At 68.5% G+C, this 22725-nt stretch carries 24 protein-coding genes and 1 pseudogene; 12 read left to right on the forward strand and 13 right to left on the reverse strand.

The features are described from left to right. From NL1_RS09500 to NL1_RS09535, 8 genes are all read right to left on the reverse strand, one after another. Positions 1-1535: NADH-quinone oxidoreductase subunit G (locus NL1_RS09500; protein ID WP_156094763.1), on the reverse strand; the 1535-nt coding region annotated here is incomplete at its 3' end. Then, a complete protein-coding gene (gene nuoF / locus NL1_RS09505; protein WP_067836637.1) occupies positions 1532-2857 on the reverse strand; it encodes an NADH-quinone oxidoreductase subunit NuoF in 1326 nt (441 codons plus the stop codon). The genes nuoF and NL1_RS09500, both read right to left, overlap by 4 nt. Next, entirely contained in the window at positions 2854-3564 is a 711-nt protein-coding gene (nuoE, locus tag NL1_RS09510; RefSeq protein WP_067836639.1) for an NADH-quinone oxidoreductase subunit NuoE, read from the reverse strand. The genes nuoF and nuoE overlap by 4 nt, the downstream gene beginning before the upstream one ends. Further along, complete coding sequence (locus tag NL1_RS09515) at positions 3561-4859, reverse strand: NADH-quinone oxidoreductase subunit D (RefSeq protein ID WP_067836856.1); 1299 nt, start codon at positions 4857-4859, stop codon at positions 3561-3563. The genes nuoE and NL1_RS09515 overlap by 4 nt, the downstream gene beginning before the upstream one ends. A gap of 80 nt (positions 4860-4939) precedes the next feature. Beyond that, the gene (locus NL1_RS09520; protein WP_169813580.1) at positions 4940-5713 is read right to left on the reverse strand and encodes an NADH-quinone oxidoreductase subunit C; all 774 of its coding nucleotides are present in this window, start codon (positions 5711-5713) and stop codon (positions 4940-4942) included. Then, complete coding sequence (locus tag NL1_RS09525; protein WP_067836641.1) at positions 5710-6264, reverse strand: NuoB/complex I 20 kDa subunit family protein; 555 nt, start codon at positions 6262-6264, stop codon at positions 5710-5712. Before NL1_RS09525 ends, NL1_RS09520 begins: the two co-directional genes overlap by 4 nt. A gap of 48 nt (positions 6265-6312) precedes the next feature. Further along, positions 6313-6687: an NADH-quinone oxidoreductase subunit A gene (locus NL1_RS09530; RefSeq protein ID WP_373862541.1), complete on the reverse strand. Its 375-nt coding sequence runs from the start codon at positions 6685-6687 to the stop codon at positions 6313-6315. A gap of 528 nt (positions 6688-7215) precedes the next feature. Next, positions 7216-7626, reverse strand: coding sequence for an Rv3143 family two-component system response regulator (locus tag NL1_RS09535; protein WP_156094764.1), 411 nt, complete (start codon positions 7624-7626; stop codon positions 7216-7218). A 136-nt stretch (positions 7627-7762) separates the two neighbouring features. Between NL1_RS09535 and NL1_RS09540 the strand changes: the two genes are divergently transcribed. Genes NL1_RS09540 through NL1_RS09550 form a run of 3 tightly spaced genes read left to right on the forward strand, consistent with a single transcriptional unit; the run spans position 7763 to position 11136 of the window. Further along, positions 7763-9304 (forward strand): hypothetical protein, encoded by a 1542-nt coding sequence (locus NL1_RS09540; RefSeq protein ID WP_067836647.1) that lies wholly within the window; start codon positions 7763-7765, stop codon positions 9302-9304. A 3-nt stretch (positions 9305-9307) separates the two neighbouring features. After that, positions 9308-9751, forward strand: a complete 444-nt coding sequence (locus NL1_RS09545; RefSeq protein WP_067836650.1) for a hypothetical protein — start codon at positions 9308-9310, stop codon at positions 9749-9751. A 53-nt stretch (positions 9752-9804) separates the two neighbouring features. After that, a complete protein-coding gene (locus tag NL1_RS09550; protein ID WP_067836863.1) occupies positions 9805-11136 on the forward strand; it encodes an FHA domain-containing protein in 1332 nt (443 codons plus the stop codon). A 148-nt stretch (positions 11137-11284) separates the two neighbouring features. Here NL1_RS09550 and NL1_RS38125 read toward each other — a convergent pair whose 3' ends face one another. Then, positions 11285-11572, reverse strand: coding sequence for a hypothetical protein (locus tag NL1_RS38125; RefSeq protein ID WP_162272700.1), 288 nt, complete (start codon positions 11570-11572; stop codon positions 11285-11287). A gap of 70 nt (positions 11573-11642) precedes the next feature. Between NL1_RS38125 and NL1_RS38130 the strand changes: the two genes are divergently transcribed. Beyond that, on the forward strand, positions 11643-12098 hold the full coding sequence (locus NL1_RS38130) for a MarR family winged helix-turn-helix transcriptional regulator (RefSeq protein WP_067836655.1): 456 nt from the start codon (positions 11643-11645) through the stop codon (positions 12096-12098). Between the two features lie 63 nt (positions 12099-12161). Here the strand turns inward: NL1_RS38130 and NL1_RS09565 are convergent, their stop codons facing one another. Next, positions 12162-13037: a LysR family transcriptional regulator gene (locus NL1_RS09565; RefSeq protein ID WP_245673164.1), complete on the reverse strand. Its 876-nt coding sequence runs from the start codon at positions 13035-13037 to the stop codon at positions 12162-12164. A gap of 119 nt (positions 13038-13156) precedes the next feature. Here NL1_RS09565 and NL1_RS09570 point away from each other — a divergent pair, with 119 nt between their 5' ends. From NL1_RS09570 to NL1_RS09590, 5 genes are read left to right on the forward strand one after another with little or no spacing between them, the layout of a single operon-like run. Beyond that, positions 13157-14599 carry a form I ribulose bisphosphate carboxylase large subunit gene (locus NL1_RS09570; RefSeq protein WP_067836658.1) on the forward strand — a complete coding sequence of 481 codons (1443 nt, stop codon included), beginning with the start codon at positions 13157-13159 and terminating at the stop codon, positions 14597-14599. Between the two features lie 11 nt (positions 14600-14610). After that, positions 14611-15033 carry a ribulose bisphosphate carboxylase small subunit gene (locus NL1_RS09575; RefSeq protein WP_067836660.1) on the forward strand — a complete coding sequence of 141 codons (423 nt, stop codon included), beginning with the start codon at positions 14611-14613 and terminating at the stop codon, positions 15031-15033. Then, a complete protein-coding gene (locus tag NL1_RS09580; protein ID WP_084510431.1) occupies positions 15023-16084 on the forward strand; it encodes an AAA family ATPase in 1062 nt (353 codons plus the stop codon). The genes NL1_RS09575 and NL1_RS09580 overlap by 11 nt, the downstream gene beginning before the upstream one ends. Positions 16085-16098: 14 nt before the next feature. Further along, complete coding sequence (locus NL1_RS09585; protein ID WP_067836663.1) at positions 16099-17190, forward strand: class 1 fructose-bisphosphatase; 1092 nt, start codon at positions 16099-16101, stop codon at positions 17188-17190. A 42-nt stretch (positions 17191-17232) separates the two neighbouring features. Continuing rightward, positions 17233-18111 (forward strand): phosphoribulokinase, encoded by an 879-nt coding sequence (locus tag NL1_RS09590; protein WP_067836666.1) that lies wholly within the window; start codon positions 17233-17235, stop codon positions 18109-18111. 1 nt (position 18112) lies between these two features. Here NL1_RS09590 and dinB read toward each other — a convergent pair whose 3' ends face one another. From dinB to NL1_RS39335, 3 genes and pseudogenes are all read right to left on the reverse strand, one after another. After that, entirely contained in the window at positions 18113-19375 is a 1263-nt protein-coding gene (dinB, locus tag NL1_RS09595) for a DNA polymerase IV (protein WP_084510432.1), read from the reverse strand. Between the two features lie 80 nt (positions 19376-19455). Further along, positions 19456-19935 carry an SRPBCC family protein gene (locus NL1_RS38970; RefSeq protein WP_245673168.1) on the reverse strand — a complete coding sequence of 160 codons (480 nt, stop codon included), beginning with the start codon at positions 19933-19935 and terminating at the stop codon, positions 19456-19458. Between the two features lie 3 nt (positions 19936-19938). Next, positions 19939-20466, reverse strand: a pseudogene (locus NL1_RS39335) (YbhB/YbcL family Raf kinase inhibitor-like protein); the annotation flags it as partial. 116 nt (positions 20467-20582) lie between these two features. Between NL1_RS39335 and NL1_RS09605 the strand changes: the two are divergent. From NL1_RS09605 to NL1_RS09615, 3 genes are all read left to right on the forward strand, one after another. Next, positions 20583-21284 (forward strand): GntR family transcriptional regulator, encoded by a 702-nt coding sequence (locus NL1_RS09605; protein ID WP_067836670.1) that lies wholly within the window; start codon positions 20583-20585, stop codon positions 21282-21284. 105 nt (positions 21285-21389) lie between these two features. Beyond that, positions 21390-21770 (forward strand): BlaI/MecI/CopY family transcriptional regulator, encoded by a 381-nt coding sequence (locus NL1_RS09610; RefSeq protein ID WP_084510433.1) that lies wholly within the window; start codon positions 21390-21392, stop codon positions 21768-21770. Beyond that, entirely contained in the window at positions 21767-22717 is a 951-nt protein-coding gene (locus NL1_RS09615) for a M56 family metallopeptidase (RefSeq protein WP_067836673.1), read from the forward strand. Before NL1_RS09610 ends, NL1_RS09615 begins: the two co-directional genes overlap by 4 nt. The last annotated feature ends 8 nt before the right edge of the window (positions 22718-22725 follow it).

Raw genomic sequence — 22725 nt, forward strand, 5'->3', positions numbered from 1 at the left:
GCCAGCGCGGCCCCGGTCTCGTCGGCCAGCCGGATGGCGGCCGACAGCGCGCCGGGCACGCCCGCCATGCGCTCGCCGACCATGATCACCGCGCCGGGTGTGCGCAACAGGCGCGCCGTCGCGCTCACGGTCTCGGATTCCGCGCCGTGGAACGGAATCTCACCCGTGCGCAGTGCGTCCATGAGGTGCGGCTCGGCTCCCGGCATGGCCGGGATCAGGGTGCCCGACATGCGTTCCAGTCCACGCGAGGCGTAGGGCGCCAGCGAGTGGACGGGCAGGCCGCGCTTGCGGGCGGCCTTGCGCAGCCGCAGGTAGACGATCGGGGACTCTTCTTCCGGCTCGAAGCCGACGAGCAACACGATCGACGCCCGCTCCAGGCTGTCGTAGTCGACGGTGACGCCCTGGCCCGCCACTCTGGCCGCGAGGAAATTGGCCTCCTCCGCCGAGTGCGCCCGGATACGGAAATCGATGTCGTTGGTGCCCAAGGCGATTCGCGCGAACTTCGAATAGGCGTAGGCGTCTTCCTCGGTCACCCGTCCGCCGACCAGCACACCGGCGCTGCCGTGCGCGGCGGCCAGTCCCTCGGCCGCGGCGGCGAGCGCTTCGGACCAGGACGCCGGATGCAGGGTGCCGTCCCAGCCGCGCACCAGCGGCGTGGTGAGGCGGTCGCGCTCGGTGGCGTAGGCGAAGGCCCAGCGGCCCTTGTCGCAGTTCCATTCCTCGTTGACCTGCGGGTCGTCGCCCGCGAGCCTGCGCAACACCTTGCCGCGGCGATGGTCGGTGCGCTGCGCGCAGCCCGAGGCGCAGTGCTCGCACACGCTGGGGCTGGAGACCAGGTCGAAGGGGCGGGCACGGAAGCGGTAGCTGGTGCCGGTGAGCGCGCCGACCGGGCAGATCTGCACCGTGTTGCCGGAGAAGTAGGAGTCGAACGGTTCGGCCTGGGCGGTGCCGACCTGTTCGAGCGCGCCGCGGTCCATCAGCTCGATGAACGGGTCGCCCGCGACCTGCTGGGAGAACCGGGTGCAGCGGGCGCACAGCACGCAGCGTTCCCGGTCGAGCAGGACGGCCGAGGACAGCGGAATCGGTTTGGGGTACGTACGTTTCACGCCGTCGAAGCGGGTCTCCGGTCGGCCGGAGGACATGGCCTGGTTCTGCAGCGGGCACTCACCACCCTTGTCGCAGACCGGGCAGTCCAGGGGATGGTTGATCAGCAGCAGTTCCATCACCCCCTCCTGCGCGCGCTCGGCGGCGGGCGAGGTGAGCTGGGTGCGCACGATCATGCCGTCGGTCACGGTCTGGGTGCAGGACGCGACCGGCTTGCGCTGGCCTTCCACCTCGACCAGGCATTGGCGGCAGGCGCCGACCGGGTCCAGCAGTGGATGGTCGCAGAAGCGCGGAATCTGGATGCCGATCAATTCCGCGGCGCGGATCACCAGGGTCCCCGCGGGCACGCTGACGGGCGTGCCGTCGATGACGACGGTGACGAGATCGGCGGGTGCCAGCCCACTCGTATTGCTGCTCACTGTCGCCGTCATCGAACCTCTTCTCCTGCCTCGGCCCAGGCCGTCGAGCGCGCGGGATCGAACGGGCAGCCGCCCGAGCGCAGATGATCGATGTACTCCTCGCGGAAGTACTTCAGCGAGGACAGAATCGGGCTGGCCGCACCGTCGCCGAGCGCGCAGAACGATTTGCCGTTGATGCTGTCGCTGATGTCGAGCAACTTGTCCAGATCCGATTCGGTGCCGCGGCCCGTCTCCACCCGCTTCAGCAGCTGGACCAGCCAGTAGGTGCCCTCCCGGCACGGGGTGCATTTGCCGCAGGATTCGTGGGCATAGAACTCGGTCCAGCGCAGCACCGCGCGCACCACGCAGGTGGTGTCGTCGAAGATCTGTAAAGCCTTGGTGCCCAACATGGATCCGGCGCCCATGACGCCCTCGTAGTCGAGCGGAACGTCCAGATGCTCCTCGGTGAACAGCGGGGTGGACGAACCGCCCGGCGTCCAGAACTTCACCCGGTGGCCCGCGCGCACACCGCCCGCGTAGTCGAGCAGCTCGCGCAGCGTGATGCCCAGCGGCGCCTCGTACTGGCCGGGCCGTGCCACGTGGCCGGACAGCGAGTAGAGGGTGAAGCCGGGCGATTTCTCGCTGCCCATGGAGCGGAACCAGCCGGTGCCGTTGAGGATGATGGGCGGCACGCTGGCGATGGACTCCACGTTGTTGACCACCGTCGGGCAGGCGTAGAGGCCCGCGACGGCAGGGAACGGCGGGCGCAGCCTCGGCTGGCCGCGGCGACCCTCCAGGGAGTCCAGCAGCGCGGTCTCCTCGCCGCAGATGTAGGCGCCCGCGCCCGCGTGCACGACCAGGTCCAGGTCGTAGCCGGAGCCGAGGATGTCGCGGCCCAGGTAGCCCGCTGCGTACGCCTGCTCGACCGCGGCCTGCAGCCTGCGCAGCACCGGCACCACTTCGCCGCGCACATAGATGAACGCGGTCGCCGCGCGGATGGCGTAGGAGGCGATGACGACGCCCTCGATCAGCGCGTGCGGCGATGCCAGCATGAGCGGAATGTCTTTGCAGGTACCGGGTTCCGACTCGTCGGCGTTGACCACCAGGTAGTGCGGTTTCATCGTGCCGTCGGGGCCGGGACCCTGCGGGATGAAGCTCCACTTCATGCCGGTCGGGAAGCCTGCGCCGCCGCGGCCGCGCAGTCCGGCATCCTTGACCGCCTGGATGACCTGGTCCGGTTCCATGCGTAGCGCGTTGCGCAGCGCCTGGTAACCGTCGTGCCGTCGATAGGTGTCGATGGTCCAGGACTGCGGGTCGTCCCAGTACCTGGTGAGCACCGGTGTCAAGGTGGTCATCGGAGGCCCTCCCCGTTCGGCCGCGGCGCCTGCATGTCGAGGTGCTTGGCCACCCGCAGACCGGCGACGGTCGGCTCGCCCGCCGCGCCGTCGAGCACGCCGGGACGGTCGTCGGGGAAGCCGGCCAGGATCCGCGCGGTCTCCCGGAACGTGCACAGCGGCGCGCCGCGGGTCGGGGTCACCTGCTGCCCGGCACGCAACGCGTCGACCAGGGCCCGCGCCGATTCCGGCGTCTGGTTGTCGAAGAATTCCCAGTTCACCATCACGACCGGCGCGAAATCGCAGGCGGCGTTGCATTCGATGTGTTCGAGGGTGATCGACCCGTCGGCGGTGGTCTCGCCGTGGCGCAGGCCGAGGTGGGTCTCCAGTGCGGCCAGGATCGCGTCGCCGCCCATGACCGCGCACAGCGTGTTGGTGCACACGCCGACGTGGTAGTCGCCGGTGGGCGTGCGCCGGAACATGGAGTAGAAGGTGGCCACCGCGGTGACCTCGGCGCCGGTGAGGCCCAGCTGGTCGGCGCAGAACTCGATGCCGGTGCCCGACACGTGCCCCTCTTCGGCCTGCACCAGGTGCAGCAGCGGCAGCAGCGCTGAGCGCGGATGCGGGTAGCGGGCGATGATCGCCGCCGCGTCGACCTCCAGCCGCTCCCGCACGTAGGGCGGGAACGGCTCGGGCCGCGTGGAGAGCTTCAGCAGGATCTCGGTCATCGGTCGACACCACCCATCACCGGGTCGATGCTCGCGACGGAGGCGATGACATCGGCGACCATGCCGCCCTCGCACATCGCCGCCACCGCTTGCAGATTCGTGAACGAGGGATCGCGATAGTGCACGCGGTAGGGCCGGGTGCCGCCGTCGCTGACCATGTGCACGCCGAGCTCGCCGCGCGGCGATTCGACTGCGATATACACCTGCCCGGCGGGGACCCGGATGCCCTCGGTGACGAGCTTGAAGTGGTGGATGAGGCCCTCCATCGACGTGCCCATGATGCGGCCGATGTGCTTGGGGGAGTTGCCGAGTCCGTCGGGGCCGAGCTGCAGATCGGCGGGCCAGGCCAGCTTCTTGTCCTCGATCATCACCGGTCCGGGCCGCAGCCGGTCCAGGCACTGTTCGACGATCTTGAGCGATTCCTTCATCTCCTCCACCCGGATCAGGTAGCGGCCGTAACAGTCGCAGCCGGTGGTGGTGGGAACGTCGAATTCGTAGTTCTCGTAACCGCAATAGGGCTGCGCCTTGCGCAGGTCGAGCGGCAGGCCGGTGGCGCGCAGCACCGGGCCGGTGATGCCGAGGGCCATGCATCCGGTCAGGTCGAGGTAGCCGATGTCCTGGGTGCGGGCCTTCCAGATGGGGTTCTGGGTGAGCAGATGCTCCATCTCGCGCAATCGTTTCGGCAGCAGGGCCAGCAGCTCGCGGACCTTGGTGACGCCGTCCTCGGGCAGGTCCTGGGCCAGTCCGCCGGGGCGCACGTAGGCGTGGTTCATCCGCAGACCGGTGATGGTCTCGAACACGTCCAGGATGAGTTCGCGCTCGCGGAACCCGAACAGCATCGGGGTGAGTGCGCCCAGTTCCATGCCGCCGGTGGCCAGCGCGACCAGGTGCGAGGAGATGCGGTTGAGCTCCATCAGCATGACCCGGAGGACGGTGGCGCGCTCGGGAATCTGCTCGGTGACGTCGAGCAGCTTCTCCACGCCGAGGCAGTACGCCGTCTCGTTGAAGAACGGCGACAGGTAGTCCATCCGGGTCACGAAGGTGACGCCCTGCATCCAGTTGCGGAACTCGAGGTTCTTCTCGATGCCGGTGTGCAGGTAGCCGATGCCGCAGCGGGCCTCGGTGACGGTCTCGCCCTCGATCTCCAGGATGATGCGCAGCACGCCGTGCGTGGACGGGTGCTGGGGACCCATGTTCACGACGATGCGCTCTTCGCCTGCGCCATCGAGGGTTTCGGTGACGGTGTCCCAGTCCTGACCGGCGACGGTGACGATGGTCGGCTCCGAGGGATTCATGGCGTGCTCCCGCGTTTGGTCCGCAGCGGGTTCGCGCCCGGAGTCGGTGTCGACGCCGGGCTGGGTATCGATGTCGTTCACTAGCTGTACGCCCTCCGCTCGTCGGGCGGCGGGATGCGCGCGCCCTTGTATTCGACCGGGATCCCGCCGAGCGGGTAGTCCTTGCGCTGGGGGTGGCCACGCCAGTCGTCGGGCATGGCGATGCGGGTCAGCGACGGGTGACCGTCGAAGACGATGCCGAAGAAGTCGTAGGTCTCCCGCTCGTGCCAGTCGGTGGTCGGGTACACCGAGTACAGCGAGGGAATGTGCGGATCGGCGTCGGGCGCCGACGCTTCGACGCGCAGCCTGCGGCTGTGGGTGACCGACATCAGGTGGTACACAGCGTGCAGTTCGCGGCCGGTGTCGTGCGGGTAGTGCACGCCGTTGACGCCGAGGCACAGCTCGAAACGCAGTGCGGCGTCGTCACGCAACACCTGCGCGACGCGCGGCAGATGCTCCCTGTGCACGTGCAGGGTGAGTTCGCCGCGGAAGACGACGACCTTCTCGATGGCGTCCTCGAAGGACGTGGGCGCCAGCGCGGTCCGCAGCGCGTCGACGACCTCGTCGAAGTAGCCGCCGTAGGGCGCGGGTGTGCTGCCCGGCAGGGTGACGGGGCGGACCAGGCGGCCGTAGCCGGAGGTGTCGCCGGTGCCGGAGATCCCGAACATGCCGCGCCGCACGCCGATGACCTCTTCGCCCGCGAGTTCGGGTTCGGCCTGCGACGGGAGCGTGCCCTCGGGTCCCGCGGTCGCCGCGGCGTCGATTTCCGACTGGGGCGTAGTGGTGTCGGTGTTCTCGGGGGAGTCGAAGGTCATCGCAGCAGACCCTCCATCCGAATGGTCGGGGTCGCCGCGAGCGCCGCCTGCTCGGCGGCGCGGACCGCCTCCTCGCGGTTGACGCCGAGCGGCATCTCCTGAATCTTGGCGTGCAGCGCCAGAATCGCGTTGAGCAGCATTTCCGGGCGCGGCGGGCAGCCGGGCAGGTAGATGTCGACCGGCACCACGTGGTCGACGCCCTGCACGATGGCGTAGTTGTTGAACATGCCGCCGGAGGAGGCGCAGACGCCCATGGCGAGCACCCATTTCGGCTCGGTCATCTGGTCGTAGACCTGCCGCAGCACCGGCGCCATCTTCTGGCTGACCCGGCCCGCGACGATCATCAGGTCGGCCTGCCGTGGCGAGGCGCGGAAGGCCTCCATGCCGAAGCGGGCGAGATCGAATCGTCCTGCACCGGTGGCCATCATCTCGATGGCGCAGCAGGCCAGACCGAAGGTGGCGGGCCACAGCGACCCCTTGCGCAGATATCCGGCGAAATCCTCCACCGTGCTCAGCAGAAAGCCGCTGGGCAGTTTTTCCTCGAGACCCATTTCCGACTAACTCTCACTTCCACTGTGCGGGTGAATCCTTGGTGGCGATCAGTCCCAACTGAGTCCGCCGCGGCGCCACTCGTAGGCGTAGGCGACCGAGACGTTGAAGATGAACAGCGCCATCGCGGCGAGACCGAAGAGACCGAGCGCATCGAAGTGGACGGCCCACGGGTAGAGGAACACGATCTCGATGTCGAAGATGATGAACAGCATGGCGGTGAGGTAGTACTTCACCGGAAAGCGTTGTCCGGTAACGCTTCCCGGCCCGCCTGCGACGGCGTGCGGAGTGGGCTCGATGCCGCACTCGTAGGCCTCCAGTTTGGCCCGGTTGTAGCGCTTCGGCCCGATGAGGGCCGCCAAGATGATGGAAAAGACCGCGAAGGCCGCGGCGACCGCGCCGAGCACCAGGGTCGGCAACTCCATGTTCACGACTGCACTTCCCCTCCTGCGAGCCCGGGGCTCCCTCGATGGCGGCTGGCGGCAGCTTCCGAGGCGGGCTGACGTCGTTGTCCGCTCGGCCAGACTCGCCCCATGGCCTCGCTCGGCGGGGCGTGCGCCAGGGAGATCAGACACAGCGGGTCTCATGCCCGTGCTCGCGCCCATGTGAGCTACGGCACAGCCTACAACCGATAGGACTGGGTGCGACCCCTTTGCTCCCGGATCTTTGATCGAATTCGGAACTGCGATTCATGACTGATGTGGGGTAATCGCCCTCGTCGTCACGTGACGAACTGGGTTGTCGTTCCAGCGGCGATTAGGTGACGAAGCTACCGACGGGTATCGGTAGCACCCGATGAGTTGTCCGCGATGGGGGCGGCGTCGCACGCGTCGAACTTGCACCCGCGATGATTGCCGGACGCTATTGGTGACGATTGCTAATCGGTCGCTGGGGCGCGTGCACTGCTCTGCCCCTCGCGCGAGAGTGATTCAATGATGACGTTTCGCTATGAATCAGGCGGCGGTGCGTTTGCGCAGCAGCGTGACCACGGCCTCGGTGAGACGGATCGGATCGATCGGATGCGCGACCGCGGCTTCGGCACGCGACCAGGTCGCCAGCCAGGCGTCGTCCGGACGGCCGGTGAGCACGAGCACCGGCGGGCACTCCGCGATCTCGTCCTTGAGCTGTTTGGCGATGCCGAGCCCGCCCGCCGGCGACGATTCGCCGTCGAGGATGGCCAGGTCGATGCCGCCCTCGTCCATCCGCTCGATGACGACCGGGGCGGTGGCCACCTCGAGGTAATCCAGGTCGGGTAGCTCGGGGTGCGGGTGTCTGCCCAGCGCCAGTATCACCTGGCGCCGGGTATCGGCATCGTTGCTGTAGACCAGCACCCGCAGCGGGGTGGAACGAGTCGAGTCGGCCACGCTGGGATGGTACGTCCGCTGCGGTCCGCGCCGTGGCAGGTTCGCGCAGATCGATGTGCGCGTCGTCGCGAACGGATGCCTCGAAGGCACGGTGATCGCAAGCGCCCCATAGGAATTTGGCGGTACCATCCGGCGAATGCGGGGAGATCTCACCCCGGTCCTCGTCGACACCGACATCTGGACCGACGACATGGTTGGCCACGCCGGGATCCCGGTCATCGATGTACCTTTCGTGACGATCGGCAGCGGAATCGGGTCGTTCGCCGCCTTCGACACCCTCCGGATCTACGGCGTGCCCGCGCGTTCGATCGCGGTGCTCGGTCCGCAGGACGTGCCGTGGTCCGGATACGAATACCTGACCCGGGTGTCGCAGATTCCGCGCGGCGAGCGACTGCGCAGCGATTCCGGCAGCACCCCCGAGAACATTTGGGGCTTTCCGTCGTACGCGGTGCGCGAGGCGATTGCTGAAAAGTCGCTGACTCCGCTGTGGAACGTGCTCACCGAGCCGATCCTCACCAACTACTACACACCACGCGCCGGACAGGCGTTCACCGCGATGGAGCGCGAGTACCACCGCGTCGACTACGCGCGCTCGTTGTACAAGGGGCAGGTCCGGATGGTGCGCAGGCGCCACGGCGGCGGCTACTTCACGATTCTTACGCCGCCCGACGGTGCGACGCCAACCAAGCGGGTGGCCTTCCGCAGCACGTATGTGCATGTGGCCGTCGGCTATCCGGGACTGCGGTTGCTGCCCGATCTGCAGGCCTACCGCGAGCGCTTCCGCGACCCGACCCGGGTGGTGAACGCGTACGAACCGCACGAGCACATCTATCAGGCGCTCCAGCGAAGACCGGGGACGGTCATGATCCGCGGCGCGGGAATCGTGGCCAGCCGTGTGCTGCAGCGATTGATCGACGATCGGGACAACTATCGGCTCAACACCCAGATTCTGCATCTATTCCGCACCTACGTCGCCGGTCCGCACGGGCCGAGCGTGTTCATGCGCCGCAAGGGCGCCGACGGCTGGGCCTACCAAGGGTTCAACTGGCCGAAGGGCGCGTGGGGCGGGCAGTTGAAAGCGAAGCTGCGGCGGCTGGAGGGGGAGGAGCGCGCCGCGCTGTACAAGATGCTCGGCGGCACCAACACTCCGGTGCGCAAGAGCTGGCAGGAGCAGCTGAAGCGCGGCCGCGCGCAGGGCTGGTACCAGGTGATGGCGGGCAGCGCCCGCGATCTGCGTCCGGCCGAGGGCAAGCCCGGCGTGGTGACCACCATCGATCCGGATGCGCAGGCGCTGTTGCCTTTTCCGCCGCCGACGCAACCGTTCGACACCCACGCCGACTACATCATCGACTGCACCGGCCTGGAGGCCGACATCCGCGAACACCGGCTACTCGCCGACTTGCTCGACCACACCGGCGCCGGGCGCAACCCGGTCGGCCGACTGGACGTGGACCGGACGTTCGAGCTGATCGGCACCCGTAGCGGTACGGGGCGCATGTACGCCGCGGGCAGCGCGACACTCGGCGGCTACTACGCGGGCGTCGACTCGTTCCTCGGCCTGCAGTACGCCGCACTGGAAATGGCGGACGACCTCGCCGCGCGCGGCTTCTGCCGCCGCCTCGGCCCGCTGCGCTCGGCGCAGCAGTGGTGGCTGTGGGTCAACGACAAGAAGATCTGAGCGATGACTCCCACTCTGAACGGGCGAATCCAGACCCGTGTGTTCGTGCTCGGTGCGATCGGTCTGCTGGTGGCACTCGTCATCACGCCGCTGCTGCCGACGGGATCGCTCTCGCTCGGCCAGTCCTATCGGGTGACGCTGTCGGTGCTGCTCGCGGTGATCCTGGTCGGCGTGCTCTGGGAGCTGCTGTACCACTTCCTCCAGCAATTTCGATGGGAGAAGGACTGGCCGACGTTGTTCGGGCTGCTGACGATCGTGAACGAGGGGCTGCTGGTGTGGCTGCTCCTGCGCACCACCACGATCGTGCTGCCCGAGCACCTGCGGCCTTCGGCGGCGGCGTTCCTGATCCACTTCGTGGTCACCTGGATCGTGTTCTGGCTCTTCGTGAACGGGCCGATCCGGCTGTTCTTCCACCGCTGGCGGTACAACGGAGGCAGGTTCCTGTGAGCGGGGCGGTGCGCCGCCCCGGTTGGGGCGGGGCGCCGCGAAGGAGGGTGGCGGTGACGGATCCGCAGGCCGAGGTGTTGCCCGGCACGCATCTGGTGGCGTGCCGCGCCGGGGTGGTCATCGTGGTGGCGAACCGGGACGATGTGACGGCGACCGAGGACACGGCAGCGGGCGCCGCCCTGACCGCGCTGTGCGGACTGGTCGACGAGGCGGCGGCCAAGGAGAACAATCGCACCGGGCGCATGTTCGCACGCCTTGCCACCACCTGGCTGATGGGTCTCGACGACGAGGACGCCGTCGAGTTCGGCGTGCTCACCCCTGCTGCGACGGGCCTCGCGGTGTTCCTGCACGGCGGGGTGAGCGCGGTGTTGGCGGGTGCGGACCGCTCGGAGGTGCTGCGCGGCAGCGACGCCGGTTTCACCGTCGATCGGGTGGTGATCCCGGCGCCCGTGATCGGCGCGGGGCTGTTCGTGGACGAGGTGGAGCAGGAGAGCGAGCTACCGGGGATTCGCGGATTGTGCACGTTGGCGGACGGTGCCGTTCCGGGGTCGGGTGCGGTGCTCTGGTACGGGCAGCCGGTGCCGAAAGCGGCGATGGCGAAACGGGATAGGTCCTCGGGAGTCGGTCCTGGCCGGCGGTCGATCGGCGAGCGCTCGACGCCGGACAACGATGCCGCGCCGCCGACCGCGGAGATCGATCTCGAGGAGACGATGGCGCCGAGCGCGCCGGTCGACGACGAGCGCGCGGCAGTCGTGGAACCTCTGCGCGGTTCCGAACCGGTCGACGCGGCACGCGGCCGAGCGGCCGTCTCGGAACGAGGGGGCGCCTCCGAACCGGTCGACGGTGGGCGCAGGCGAGCCGCCACCGAGCCTCGCCGCGAAAACGTGCCGACTCCGGCTCCGGGCCCGGGGCGGGTGATCGTCAAGGGCTACAAGTGCGCTCGCCAACACCACAACGATCCGCGGGTGTCGTTCTGCGCGGTCTGCGGCATCCGCATGGATCAGCTCACCTGCGTCCTCACCGACGGCGAGCGCCCGACACTCGGCCTGCTGCTGCTCGACGACGGCACGTCCTACGTCCTCGACTCCGACTGCGTGCTGGGACGCGAACCCGACAACTCCGAGGCGGCGCGCCGCGGGTCCCGCCCGATCCGCGTGGACGACGCCTCCGGCGGCATGTCCCGCACCCATGCCGAGATCCGTTTGAAGGACTGGGATGTCACCGTCGTCGACAGCGGCTCGGCCAACGGCACCCACATCCGTCAACCGGGCCACCAGGACTGGACCCGCGCCCTCCCGGGCCACCCGGTGATCCTCCAGCCCGGCGCGCAGATCCTCCTCGGCGGCCGCACCGCCACTTTCGACTCCCAGCACGGGCAGGTGTGAGGGGCGAGGTGCGGCGACGACCCGGGGTCCCGGTGCAGCGCTGGATGCCTCGTATTCCTATCTGCGGCAGTTCACTCCGGCCGCGTTGTCGTCGGTTTCTGATCCATGGTTCGCTCTGGGAGCAGCGACCGAGGGGCGCGGAGTGGGATCAGCGCATGCTCACTGCGACCTCACCGCTGTAGGTCTCGCGTGTGTTGACGATCGGCGGCGGCAGCTGCCCAAGCGCTTCCCGTATGCCGCTCATTCCGTCGACGAACGCCTGCTGCGAGGTCCACAGCTGGGTTACGACGACCGTTTCCCGGTCCGGCGTCATCACGTCGAACGCGATGAAGCCGCTGCGTTCGCGCAGCGCTGATCCGGTGGTCTCCCCGCGCTGCACCTCCAGCGCCACGTTGGCCGGGTCCAGCTTGAAGATCGCCACTACCTGGTACGCCATTCGAATATTCCCTTCGTACAACCGATATGTTCGGTATACCGAACTATACGGTGATACTACAATCTTGTCCATGACCGAGATCCGCCTGCTGCCCGGCCTGCCGCTGACCCATACGCCAGCCGATCCAGCCGAGGAGGCTTGGCTGCTGATCGCCGAGGTGTCGGCGCTACGCACCGGCCGCTGGATGACGGAAGCGGCACAGGTGGGCTTGACCGCGGTTCAGGCCCGAGCGCTGGTCGCGCTGGATCCACAAGCCCCAGCCAAGATGGGCGTCCTCGGATCCGCGCTCTGCATCGACCGGGCATCGCTGACCGAGCTCGTGGATCAGCTCGAGGGCCGTGGCTATGTGGAGCGGAAGGCCTCGCCGCAGGACCGGCGAGTGAAGGTCCTCGCCGTCACACCGGCGGGCGTAAACGCCCGGGAACGCTTGATCAAAGCCCTCATCACGCCGGATTCCGCGCTCGACCGCTTGTCCGGCGAGCAACTCGGTGCCATAGTCACGGCACTTCGCCAGGTGCTGGCCTGACACCCACGATTCGAGGTAAACCTGAATCATCTCCGCACGCGGGAGGGCATCTGATCGATGCGGTCAGCCGGGGTGGAAGGCGTCCTCGCCGACCTCGGCGCGGTCCATGATGTGTGCGAGGAACAGGCGCGTGGTGGGGGTGGGGGTTCGGGTGGTGATGGCGTGCCAGGCGCGGTCGAGGGGTGTGCCGTCTACCTGCAGGACGCGCAGCGCCCCGGATTCGACGTAGTGTTCGACCGCGTCGTTGTGGATGAGGGTGACGCCCAATCCTTCTCGGGCCGCGGCGAGGACCGCGCCGTGCGAGCCGAGGGTGAGGGTGGGCGGGGTGATCTGGAGTTGGTCGAGCAGGGCGAGAGTGGCGTCGCGGGTGCCGGAGCCGCGGCCGCGCAGCAGCCAGGTGGAGCGCAGCGGGTCGCGGCAGCGGTCCGGCGCGCCGACGACGACGAGCTGGCTGGCGCGGCGGGCTCGGGTGACCAGGCCCGCGTCGCGCGGCGGACGGCCCGCGATGACGAGATCCGTTTCGTGGTGCTGCAATTCGACGAAGAGCACGTCGCGCGGATGGATGGACAGGCTCAGCTCGATGTCCGGATAGCGGTTGCGGAACTTGGCCAGCGGGCGCAGCAGCACCGATTCGCCCGCGGTCGCCACCACGCCGATGCGTAGGCGTCCGATCTCGGCCTGCCGCACGGCGGCATGGGCCTCTTTCATGAGTCCGAGGATGCTGCGGCAGTATTCGGCGTAGACGCGCCCCGCCTCGGTGAGCGCGATGCCGCGGCCCGCCTTCCTGACGAGCTTGGCGCCGAGCTGTTTCTCGATGTGGGCGACCGCGGCCGAGACCGCCGCCTCGGTGACGTGCAGCTGGGTCGCCGCGCGCCGGATGCTGCCCTGGCGGGCGACGACCAGGAATGTTTCCATCCGCGCCGCGCTCACCATACCCATCCACCGACGGTAGCAAACCCAATGAAAACGTTGAGTATTACCAGAAACATTCAAATTGTTTGTGGTCCGTGGCTCCGTCATCCTGAATTCTCAACGCGCACAACGCTCCAGGAGGAACGATGGCCGAAGAGATCGAACGGGATCGGTGGGATCCGGGCGTTCAGTCGTATGCGTCGATGGGATATTACGCACCGGACTACCAGCCGTCGGACACCGACGTGCTCGCCGTATTCCGGGTGACCCCGCAGCGCGGCGTGGATCCGATCGAGGCGGCGGCCGCGGTGGCGGGCGAATCCTCCACGGCCACTTGGACGGTGGTGTGGACCGACCGGCTCACGGCGCACTCGAAATATCAGGCCAAGTGCTACCGGATCGACGAGGTGCCGGGCAGGCCGGGCGAGTACTTCGCCTACATCGCGTACGACATCGATTTGTTCGAGGAGGGATCGATCACGAATCTGACCTCCTCGGTGATCGGCAATGTGTTCGGTTTCAAACCGCTGCTCGCGCTGCGCCTGGAGGACATGCGCATTCCGGTCGCGTACGTCAAGACCTTCCAGGGCCCGCCGCACGGCACGGTGATGGAGCGCGAATATCTCAACAAATACGGCAGGCCGCTGCTCGGCGCGACGGTGAAGCCGAAATTGGGACTCTCCGCGCGCAATTACGGCCGGGTGGTGTACGAGGCGTGCAAGGGCGGCCTGGATTTCACCAAGGACGACGAGAACATCAACTCCCAGCCGTTCATGCGCTGGCGCGACCGGTACCTGTTCGCCATGGAGGGCGTGAACCGCGCCGTGTGCGAGACCGGCGAGATCAAGGGCCACTACCTCAACGTCACCGCGGCCACCATGGAGCAGATGTACGAGCGCGCGGAGTTCGCCAAGGAACTCGGCAGTGTGGTCATCATGATGGACCTGACCGTCGGCTACACCGCCATGCAGTCCATGTCGCACTGGGCGCGGCGCAACGGTGTGCTACTGCACCTGCACCGCGCGGGCCACGCCACCTTCACCCGCCAGAAGACGCACGGCGTGAGCTTCCGCGTTCTGGCCAAGTGGTGCAGGCTGATCGGCGTCGATCATCTGCACGCCGGCACCGTGGTCGGGAAGCTGGAGGGTGATCCGGCGACCACCAAGGGGTTCTACGACACGTTGCGGGAGAACCACATTCGCACCGAGCCGCGCAACGGCATCTTCTTCGATCAGGAGTGGGCGAGCCTCCCCGGGGTGATGCCGGTGGCCTCCGGCGGCATTCACGCGGGCCAGATGCACCAGCTGCTCGACCTGTTCGGCGACGACGTGATCTTGCAGTTCGGCGGCGGCACCATAGGCCATCCGCTGGGCATCGCAGCGGGCGCCGAGGCCAACCGGGTGGCGCTGGAAGCGGTGGTGAAGGCGCGCAACGAGGGCCGCGATCTGCTGAAGGAAGGGCCGGACGTGCTGCGCAAGGCGGCCGAGATCTGCCGCCCGCTCGATGTCGCGCTGGCGACCTGGGGCGACGTCACGTTCGACTACACCTCCACCGACGCACCCGACGCGGTGCCGACGGCCAGCCACTGAAAGGCGTTCGCATGTATCTGCGTCACGGAACCTTCTCGTACCTGCCGGATTTCACCGACGCCGAGATCGCCGCGCAAGTGCGCTACGCCCTGCTCAACGGGTGGCCGGTGTCGATCGAGTACACCGACGACCCGCACCCGCGCAACGCGTACTGGGAGATGTGGGGTCTGCCGCTGTTCGATCTTGACGAGCCCGACGGTGTGCTGGCCGAGATCAACGCGTGCCGGGCCACTTTCCCACGGCACTACATTCGGGTGCTGGCCTATGACGCCCGCTACACCAGGCAGACCACGGCGCTGAGCTTCCTGGTGCAGCGTCCGCCGGACGAGCCGGGCTTCACCCTGACCCGCACCGAGGGCCCGGACCGCGTACAGACCTACGGCCTGCACGCCTACGCCACCGATCACCGCCGGGGACAGCGGTATGGCGGCTGATCGGAACGGCTCCGGTTTCCGCCTGCACCGGCCGGGTGTCGACGACCCCCGGCCGGTGCGTGCCGCGTCGGAGGCCGAATCCGAGGCGCCCGTTCTCGGCCCGGACGCGACGCTGGATCTGTCGACCGATATCGCGGGCAACGACGTCGAGGACACGCTGAGCAGGCTGGACGCCGAACTGGTCGGCCTGGCGAATGTGAAGCTGCGGGTGCGTGAGATCGCCGCGCTGCTGCTGATCGACCGGGCGCGGCAGCGGTTCGGTCTCAACGCCTCGCGGCCCACCATGCACATGAGCTTCACCGGCGGTCCAGGCACCGGGAAGACGACGGTGGCGCTGCGCATGGCGGAGATGCTGCACGCGCTCGGCTACATCCGAAAGCCCAAGGTGCACACCGTGACCCGCGACGATCTGGTGGGTCAGTTCATCGGGCACACCGCGCCCAAGACCAAAGAGGCGCTGGCCAAGGCCGCAGGCGGGGTGCTGTTCATCGACGAGGCCTACTACCTGTTCCGTCCGGAGAACGAGCGCGATTACGGGCAGGAGGTCATCGAGATCCTGCTGCAGGAGATGGAGAGCGAACGCGGCAGCCTGGTGGTGATCTTCGCGGGCTATCCGGATCGGATGGAGCGGTTCTTCTCCGCCAATCCCGGCCTCTCGTCCCGCGTGGCGCATCACCTCGAGTTCGTCGACTACACCCACGCCGAGCTCATGGCCATCGCCGAGCTGATGGTCGCACGAGAGAACTTCCGTTTCGATCCGGCTGCGGCCGCGGCGTTTTCGGAGTATCTGGAGCTGCGGATGACCCGTCCGCGCTTCTCCAACGCCCGCAGCGTCCGCAACGCGCTGGATCGGTGCAGGCTGCGCCAGGCCAAGCGCCTCGTGGAGTTGCGGCGGCCGCTGACGAGGACCGATCTGATCACGCTGACCGACCGAGACGTGTACGGCAGCAGCGTGTTCACCGACAGCGGTGTGCGCGACGGGGCAGCGGAGCGCCGCTCGTCGAACACCACCGAGCAGCCGGACGGGCCGACCGCGAGGGCCCCCGCATGACCGGATGAGATGCTATGCCAGAAGGACTGAAGACCCTCACCCGCTACACGATCGAAGAGGAACACCGGCATCCCGGCTCGTCCGGTGAGTTCTCCGCCCTGGTGAACGTCGTCGCGACCGCGACGAAGATCATCGCCAATCAGGTCACCCGTGGCGCGATCGTCGGTTCGCTCGGCGCCTCCGAACCGGACAACCTCCCGCCGACCGTGCACCGCAAGCTGGACGCCATCACCAACGACATCATGGTGGCGGAAACCCAATGGACGGGCCATCTCTCGGCGCTGCTGTCCGAGCAGATGCCGGAGATCCATCCCGTGCCCGACACACACCGGCGCGGGAAGTACCTGCTGGCGTTCGACCCGCTGGACGGTTCCAGCAATATCGACGTGAACCTGCCCGTCGGCACGATTTTCAGCGTGCTGCGGGCGCCGGAGCGGGTGTGGGGGCGGCCCGGCCGCGAGCCGACGGCGGCGGACTTCCTCCGGGCGGGCGCCGAGCAGGTGTGCGCGGGCTTCACGCTCTACGGTCCGGCCACCATGCTGGTGCTGACCACTGGCCGCGGGGTGGACGGGTTCACGCTGGACCGCGAGATCGGCGCGTTCGTGCTGACCCACCCGCGCATGCGGATTCCCGAGGACACTTCGGGTTTCGCCATCAACGCCGCGAACGAGCGGTTCTGGGAACGACCGGTGCGCCGGTACGTGCACGAGTGCCTGGACGGCGTGGACGGCCCGCGCGGGCGGGATTTCAACATGCGCTGGGTGGCCTCGCTGGTGGCCGACACGTTCCACATCCTCACCCGCGGCGGGGTGTACCTGTACCCGCACGACACCCGTCCGCCCGCGCGGCCGGGGCGGGTGGCGCTGCTGTACGGAGCCAGTCCGATCGCGTTCATCGTCGAGCAGGCAGGCGGTGCGGCGACCACCGGGAACGAACGGGTGCTTCAGGTGGCGCCCCACGACGTGCACCAGCGGGTGCCGTTGATCTTCGGCTCCCGCAACGAGGTCGAGCGCATCGAGCGCTATCACCGGGAGCCCGACGAAGGACCCAGCTTCGACAGCTCCCTGTTCGGCAACCGGTCGCTGTTCCGTCCGGCCGGTCGCTGATCGGCGGGCCGAAACCCGTTGTCCGGCAAATCAGGAGGTGCCATGTCGGTCAAACATCCCGTGGTCGCGATCACCGGTTCGTCCGGTGCGGGCACGACCAGCGTCACCCGAACCTTTCAGGAGATCTTCCGCCGCGAGGGGATCAATGCGGCGATCGTGGAGGGCGATTCCTTCCATCGCTTCGACCGCAACGAGATGAAGCTCGCCATGGCCGAGGCCGAACAGAACCAGAACGTGCAGTTCTCGCATTTCGGCGAGGAAGCGAATCTGCTGAAGGAACTCGAGACGCTGTTCCGCGACTACGGCGAGACCGGCGTCGGCACGGTACGCCGCTACCTGCACGACGAGGCCGAGGCCAAGCCGTACGGGCAGCCGCCTGGCACTTTCACACCGTGGGAGGAGCTCACGCCCGGCAGCGATCTGCTGTTCTACGAGGGCCTGCACGGTGCGGCCGTCACCTCGACGGTGGATGTCGCGCAGTACACCGACCTGCTCGTCGGGGTGGTGCCGATCATCAATCTCGAGTGGATCCAGAAGGTCATCCGCGACAAGACGCATCGCGGATACTCCAGCGAGGCCGTGATCGACACCATTCTGCGCCGCATGCCGGACTACGTGACCTACATCTGCCCGCAGTTCTCCCGCACCTACGTCAACTTCCAACGCGTGCCCACCGTGGACACCTCGAATCCGTTCACCGCCCGTACGATTCCGACCGCCGACGAGAGCTTCGTGGTGATCCGTTTCGCGGATCCGAAGGTCATCGACTTCCCCTACCTGCTGTCGATGCTGCACGACTCTTTCATGTCGCGGCCGAACTGCATCGTGGTGCCCGGCGGGAAGATGGAATTGGCGATGCAGCTCATCTTCACGCCGCTGATCCTGCGGCTGATGGACAAGCGGCCCAAGCGAAGCCGGTGAGTCAGTCGGGCAGCAGCGGAACCGACAGGCCCTCGCCGCGATTGATCAGCGCCGCGCGGGTGACGGCCGCCGAGCCGAAGCGGCGGCGCAGGTCGTCGAGGGTGGCGTCGAGGGTGTTGGTGGCGCGGGGTTCCAGCGGAAGGGTGAGCTGGACCGCGTCCGCGTCGTCGAGGTTGGTGAGGGCCAGGCCGATGAGGGTGAGGCCGCGCTGCTGGATCATGGGCATGGCGTCGGCGAGCAGCAGGCGCGCGGCGCGCAGCAGGGTGTCGGTGTGGTCGGTGGCCTCGGCCAGCGTGCGGGACCGGGTGGCGCGGGTGAAGTCGTCGAAACGCATGCGCAGCACCACCGTTCGGCAGACCCGGTCGGCGGCGCGCAGCCTGCGGCCGAGGCGGTCGGTGAGGCCGTGCAGATAGGCCTCGATCTCGTCGGCGGGGCGGGCACGGCGGCCGAGGGCGCGCTGCGCGCCGATGGAGCGACGGCGGCGGCCGGTCTCGACGCGACGCGGGTCCCTGGCGATCGAGAGCGCGAACAGGTGCCGGGCGGCGGCCGGGCCGAGGAATCCGCGCAGCGCGCCCTCGCCGAGGTCGGCCAGCTGGCCGATCCGGGTGATGCCGTGCTCGTGCAGCGTGCGGGCGGTGACATCGCCTACGCCCCAGAGTCTTTCGACCGGAAGCGGATGCAGGAAGTCGAGTTCGGCCTCGGGCGGCACCAGGCGCAGGCCGTCGGGCTTGGCCACCGCGCTGGCGACCTTGGCGAGGAACTTGGTCCGCGCGATCCCGACCGAAATGGGCAGGCCCACCTCGTCGCGCACCCGCGCGCGCAGCCGCTGGGCGATGTCCAGCGGCTGGCCCGCGATGCGCCGCAACCCGCCGACGTCGAGGAACGCCTCGTCGATCGAGATGCCTTCGACCACGGGCGTGGTGTCGCGGAAGACCTCGAACACCGCCTTGCTCGCCTCGGAATAGGCGCTCATGCGCGGCGGCACCACGATCGCGTGCGGGCACAGCCGCCGCGCCTGCGCGCCGTTCATCGGTGTGCGCACCCCGAACGCCTTGGCTTCGTAGGACGCCGCGAGGACGACCCCGCCGCCCACGATCACCGGCTTGCCGCGCAGCCGGGGATCATCGCGCTGTTCGACGGAGGCGTAGAAGGAATCCAGGTCCGCGTGCAGGATCGATGCCTCGGCCCGCGCCTCGATCCGCGGCCGTCCGCGGCCGCGAGACGGCGCGGCATCGGGGGAGACGCGGAGACCGGACACGAACATATGTTCGCATACTGGCCGTCCAGTGCATCAGACCTTCCGGCAGGGTTGCCCGGTTGCAGCTAGGTCTTGGCAGCGCATGGTCAGGCGGCTCTCCGGCGGACGGTGCGCTCGAGGATCCCGAGCGTGGCCTTGAGGGCGGACTCGGGGACCACCGGGAAGGTGAAGCGCCCCTTCCATTCTTCGTCGACCTCCGACCAGTCGTAATACGACGTGACGAGGGTGCCGCCCTCGGTCCGCGCCAGCCGGTAGCCGTAGACATGGCGGACGTGAGGGCGGATTCGGGCTTCGATGGTCCAGGCGATCTCCTCGTCCGGGGTGAACTCGGTGATGACGACCTCGACGTCGTACTTGCCGAGGGGGACGTCCCCGAGGGCTTCCCGGTCCATGTGAACCAGGAACCGGTCGCCGCGCTGCCTGACCCGTTCCCCTTCGGCGTCGATGAGCATTCCCGACGCGTCGATGTCCACGTGGCCCTTCGGGTCGGTCAGGACAGCGAAGATGGCTTCGGCGGGGGCGGGGATGAGCCGGGAAACCTCGATCCGTTCGGTGGCTTCACGCACGGGCGGCGTTGCCGCCGTGGCGGTCAGGACCGCGCGACCGAGGATGTGTGAAGCCATAGTGAAGCCGAGAACGGCCGGGGTGGCGTCGGCCGGGACGCCGAGGGACGTGACGTCGAGGGCGTGCACCACGACGAAGTAGCGGTGCGGTCCGTGCCCGGCGGGAGGGGCGGCGCCGAGGAACCGGGCCACGCGGGCGTCGTTGGGCAGCTGGAAGGCGCCCTCGGGCAGGCCCGAGCCGGTGTCGTCCCCGGCGCCCTCGGCCAGCTCGGTGACGGTGGCGGGAATGTCGGCGACCGCCCAGTGCCAGAACCCGGACCCGGTGGGGGCATCGGGGTCGTAGACGGTGACGGCGTAGCTCTTGGTGCCTTCCGGGGCCCCACTCCAGGACAGCTGCGGGGAAATGTCCTTCCCGCCGGGGATTTCGGAGGAGAACTGCTCCGGCGACCAGGCGGCGCCGTCGGTGACGGTAGCGCTGGTGACGGTGAAGGAGGCCGCCTCGGGGAGGCGAGCGAAGGGGTTGTTGGCGCTCATCGCGTCGTTCCTTTCGGGCCGTGCTGTGGGTGGCGGTGATTCGGCCGACGCCGGCACCGCAAGATCGACCATAGCAAAGATAATCGATTATCTGCCGAATCGTCTATGCTGGCTGCATGACCCGGACGGCCCAGACCTCGACCTCGGGGAAACAGATGCTCACCGAGCAGATCTATGCCCACCTGCGGGACGCGATCATGCGCGGGGACTACGCCCCCGGTGACGCCCTCAAACCGCAGGACCTCGCCAAGGATCAGGGAGTGAGCCTGGCCGTCGTGCGCGAAGCCCTCGTGCGGGTGGTCGGCGAGGGCCTCGCCGACCGGTTGCCCAACCGTGGCTTCGCCGTCCCGGCGTTCTCCGACCGCCGCTGGCAGGAGGTCGCAGAGGCCCGCCGGACCATCGAACCGATCCTGCTGCGCATGTCGATCGAGCGCGGCGACGTCGAATGGGAGGCCCGGGTACGGGCCGCCCACCACCGCTTGGCCCGCACTCCGGCGTTCGTGCCGGAGGAGGGCGAGTACTACAGCGACGCATGGTCGGAAGCCCACCGGGTCTTCCACCGCACCCTGCTGGAGGGCTGCGGCAATCCCGTCCTGCTGGAGACCTTCGACCGGATGTGGACCGCGAGCGAGCTGGCTCGCCGATGGTCGACACACCGCAACCCCGACCGAGATGGCACCGAGGAACACCGCAGGCTGGAGGAAGCGGCGCTGGCCCGCGACGCCGACGCCGCGGCCGAGGCGCTGACGCGGCACCTCACTCTGACCGCCGCCGCCCTGATCGGCGATACCCACCCCGATCCCGCGAAGGAATCGTGATCCTCGCCAACCTGGCAGAGATCTACGGTTCGCCTACGTAGTCAGGGCCGATGCTCGGTACCCTGAGCCGACAGTAGATCGGACGACGATGAGGGAGTCGGTACGGTGCGCGGATTCGGAGACCTGGAGGCGGTGATCATGGACCGCATCTGGGACAGAGACGCGGAATCCACGACGGTACGGGAGATTTTCGAGGAACTCTCCGCCGAGCGTGGCATCGCGTACACCACGGTGATGTCCACCATGGACAACTTGCACCGCAAAGGGTGGCTGGCGCGGGAACGGGCGGGCAAGGCCTACCGGTACTGGCCGACGCTCACCCGCGAGGAGCACAGCGCCCGGCTGATGCTGGAGGCCCTCGGCTCCGGAGGGCGCTCGGATCTGGTGCTCAGTCACTTCGTGGATCGGATCAGCGCCGAGGAATCCGCTGGGCTGCGAGCAGCGTTGCGCAGGCTGACCACGCGACGAACGCCCGAGGCCCCGTGAACGTCGCGCTGTGCCTGATGGCCTACGGCAGCACCGTCGCGGTCTTCGGACCGCCGGTGCTGCACCGGCTCACCCGCCGCGGCGTCGCGCCGCGGCTGGGGGTGCTGGCCTGGCTGGTCGCCATCGCCGGGGCGCTGGGCGCCTGGGTGCTCGCGGCGGGCCTGTTGGTCGTCGAGTTCGCCACCTATTGGCGGCACCCGAGCGAGGCACTGCGCGCGTGCTATTCGGTGCTGTCCTTCCCCGTGCACATCCACGGGGGCTGGGGGGCTCAGCTCGTCACCTATTCGCTGGCGGCGCTGCTCGCCTCCGGCGTCGCGGCGATGTCGCTGCAGGCCGCGCGGGTCGCACTGCGTCTGCGCAGGCGCACCATGGCGCACGGGCGAGCCGTGCGGATGGTCGGGCGGGAGCTGCCCGACGTCGGCGCGGTGGTGCTGGATTCACCGGAGCCGCAAGCCTATTGCGTCGCGGGGCGGCCCGACACCATCGTCGTCACCAGCGCCGCGCTGGACGCGCTGACCCGCGAACAGCTGGCCGCCGTCCTCGCGCACGAACACGCTCATCTGCGCGGCAGGCACGCCGCGCTCACCGCCGTCTTGCGCGCGGTGGCGACCACGCTGCCCGGTCTGCGGCTGCTCACCGCGGGCAGCGTGGAGATCGGCAGGCTGCTGGAGATGTGCGCCGACGACCGCGCGGCCCGGGTCCACGGCCGCGAACCACTGCTCGGCGGGCTGCTCGCCCTCGTCGGCGCGGGCGCCCGGGTGCCCGTCGGCGCGCTCGGCGCGGCGGGCACCGCGGTTCTGGCCCGCGCCGAACGGCTGGTCGACCCGGTGACGGGAATGCACCGCGCCACCAACCGGACCGCGTTGCTCGGCGTGATCGCGGCCACCGTGATCGGCCTGTTCGAGATCGCCGTCGGCATTCTGTTCTGCAGCACCATGATCAACTGACCCGCCCC

This window comes from Nocardia lijiangensis NBRC 108240 (assembly GCF_001613045.1).
GTDB classification, from domain to species: Bacteria; Actinomycetota; Actinomycetes; order Mycobacteriales; family Mycobacteriaceae; genus Nocardia; species Nocardia lijiangensis.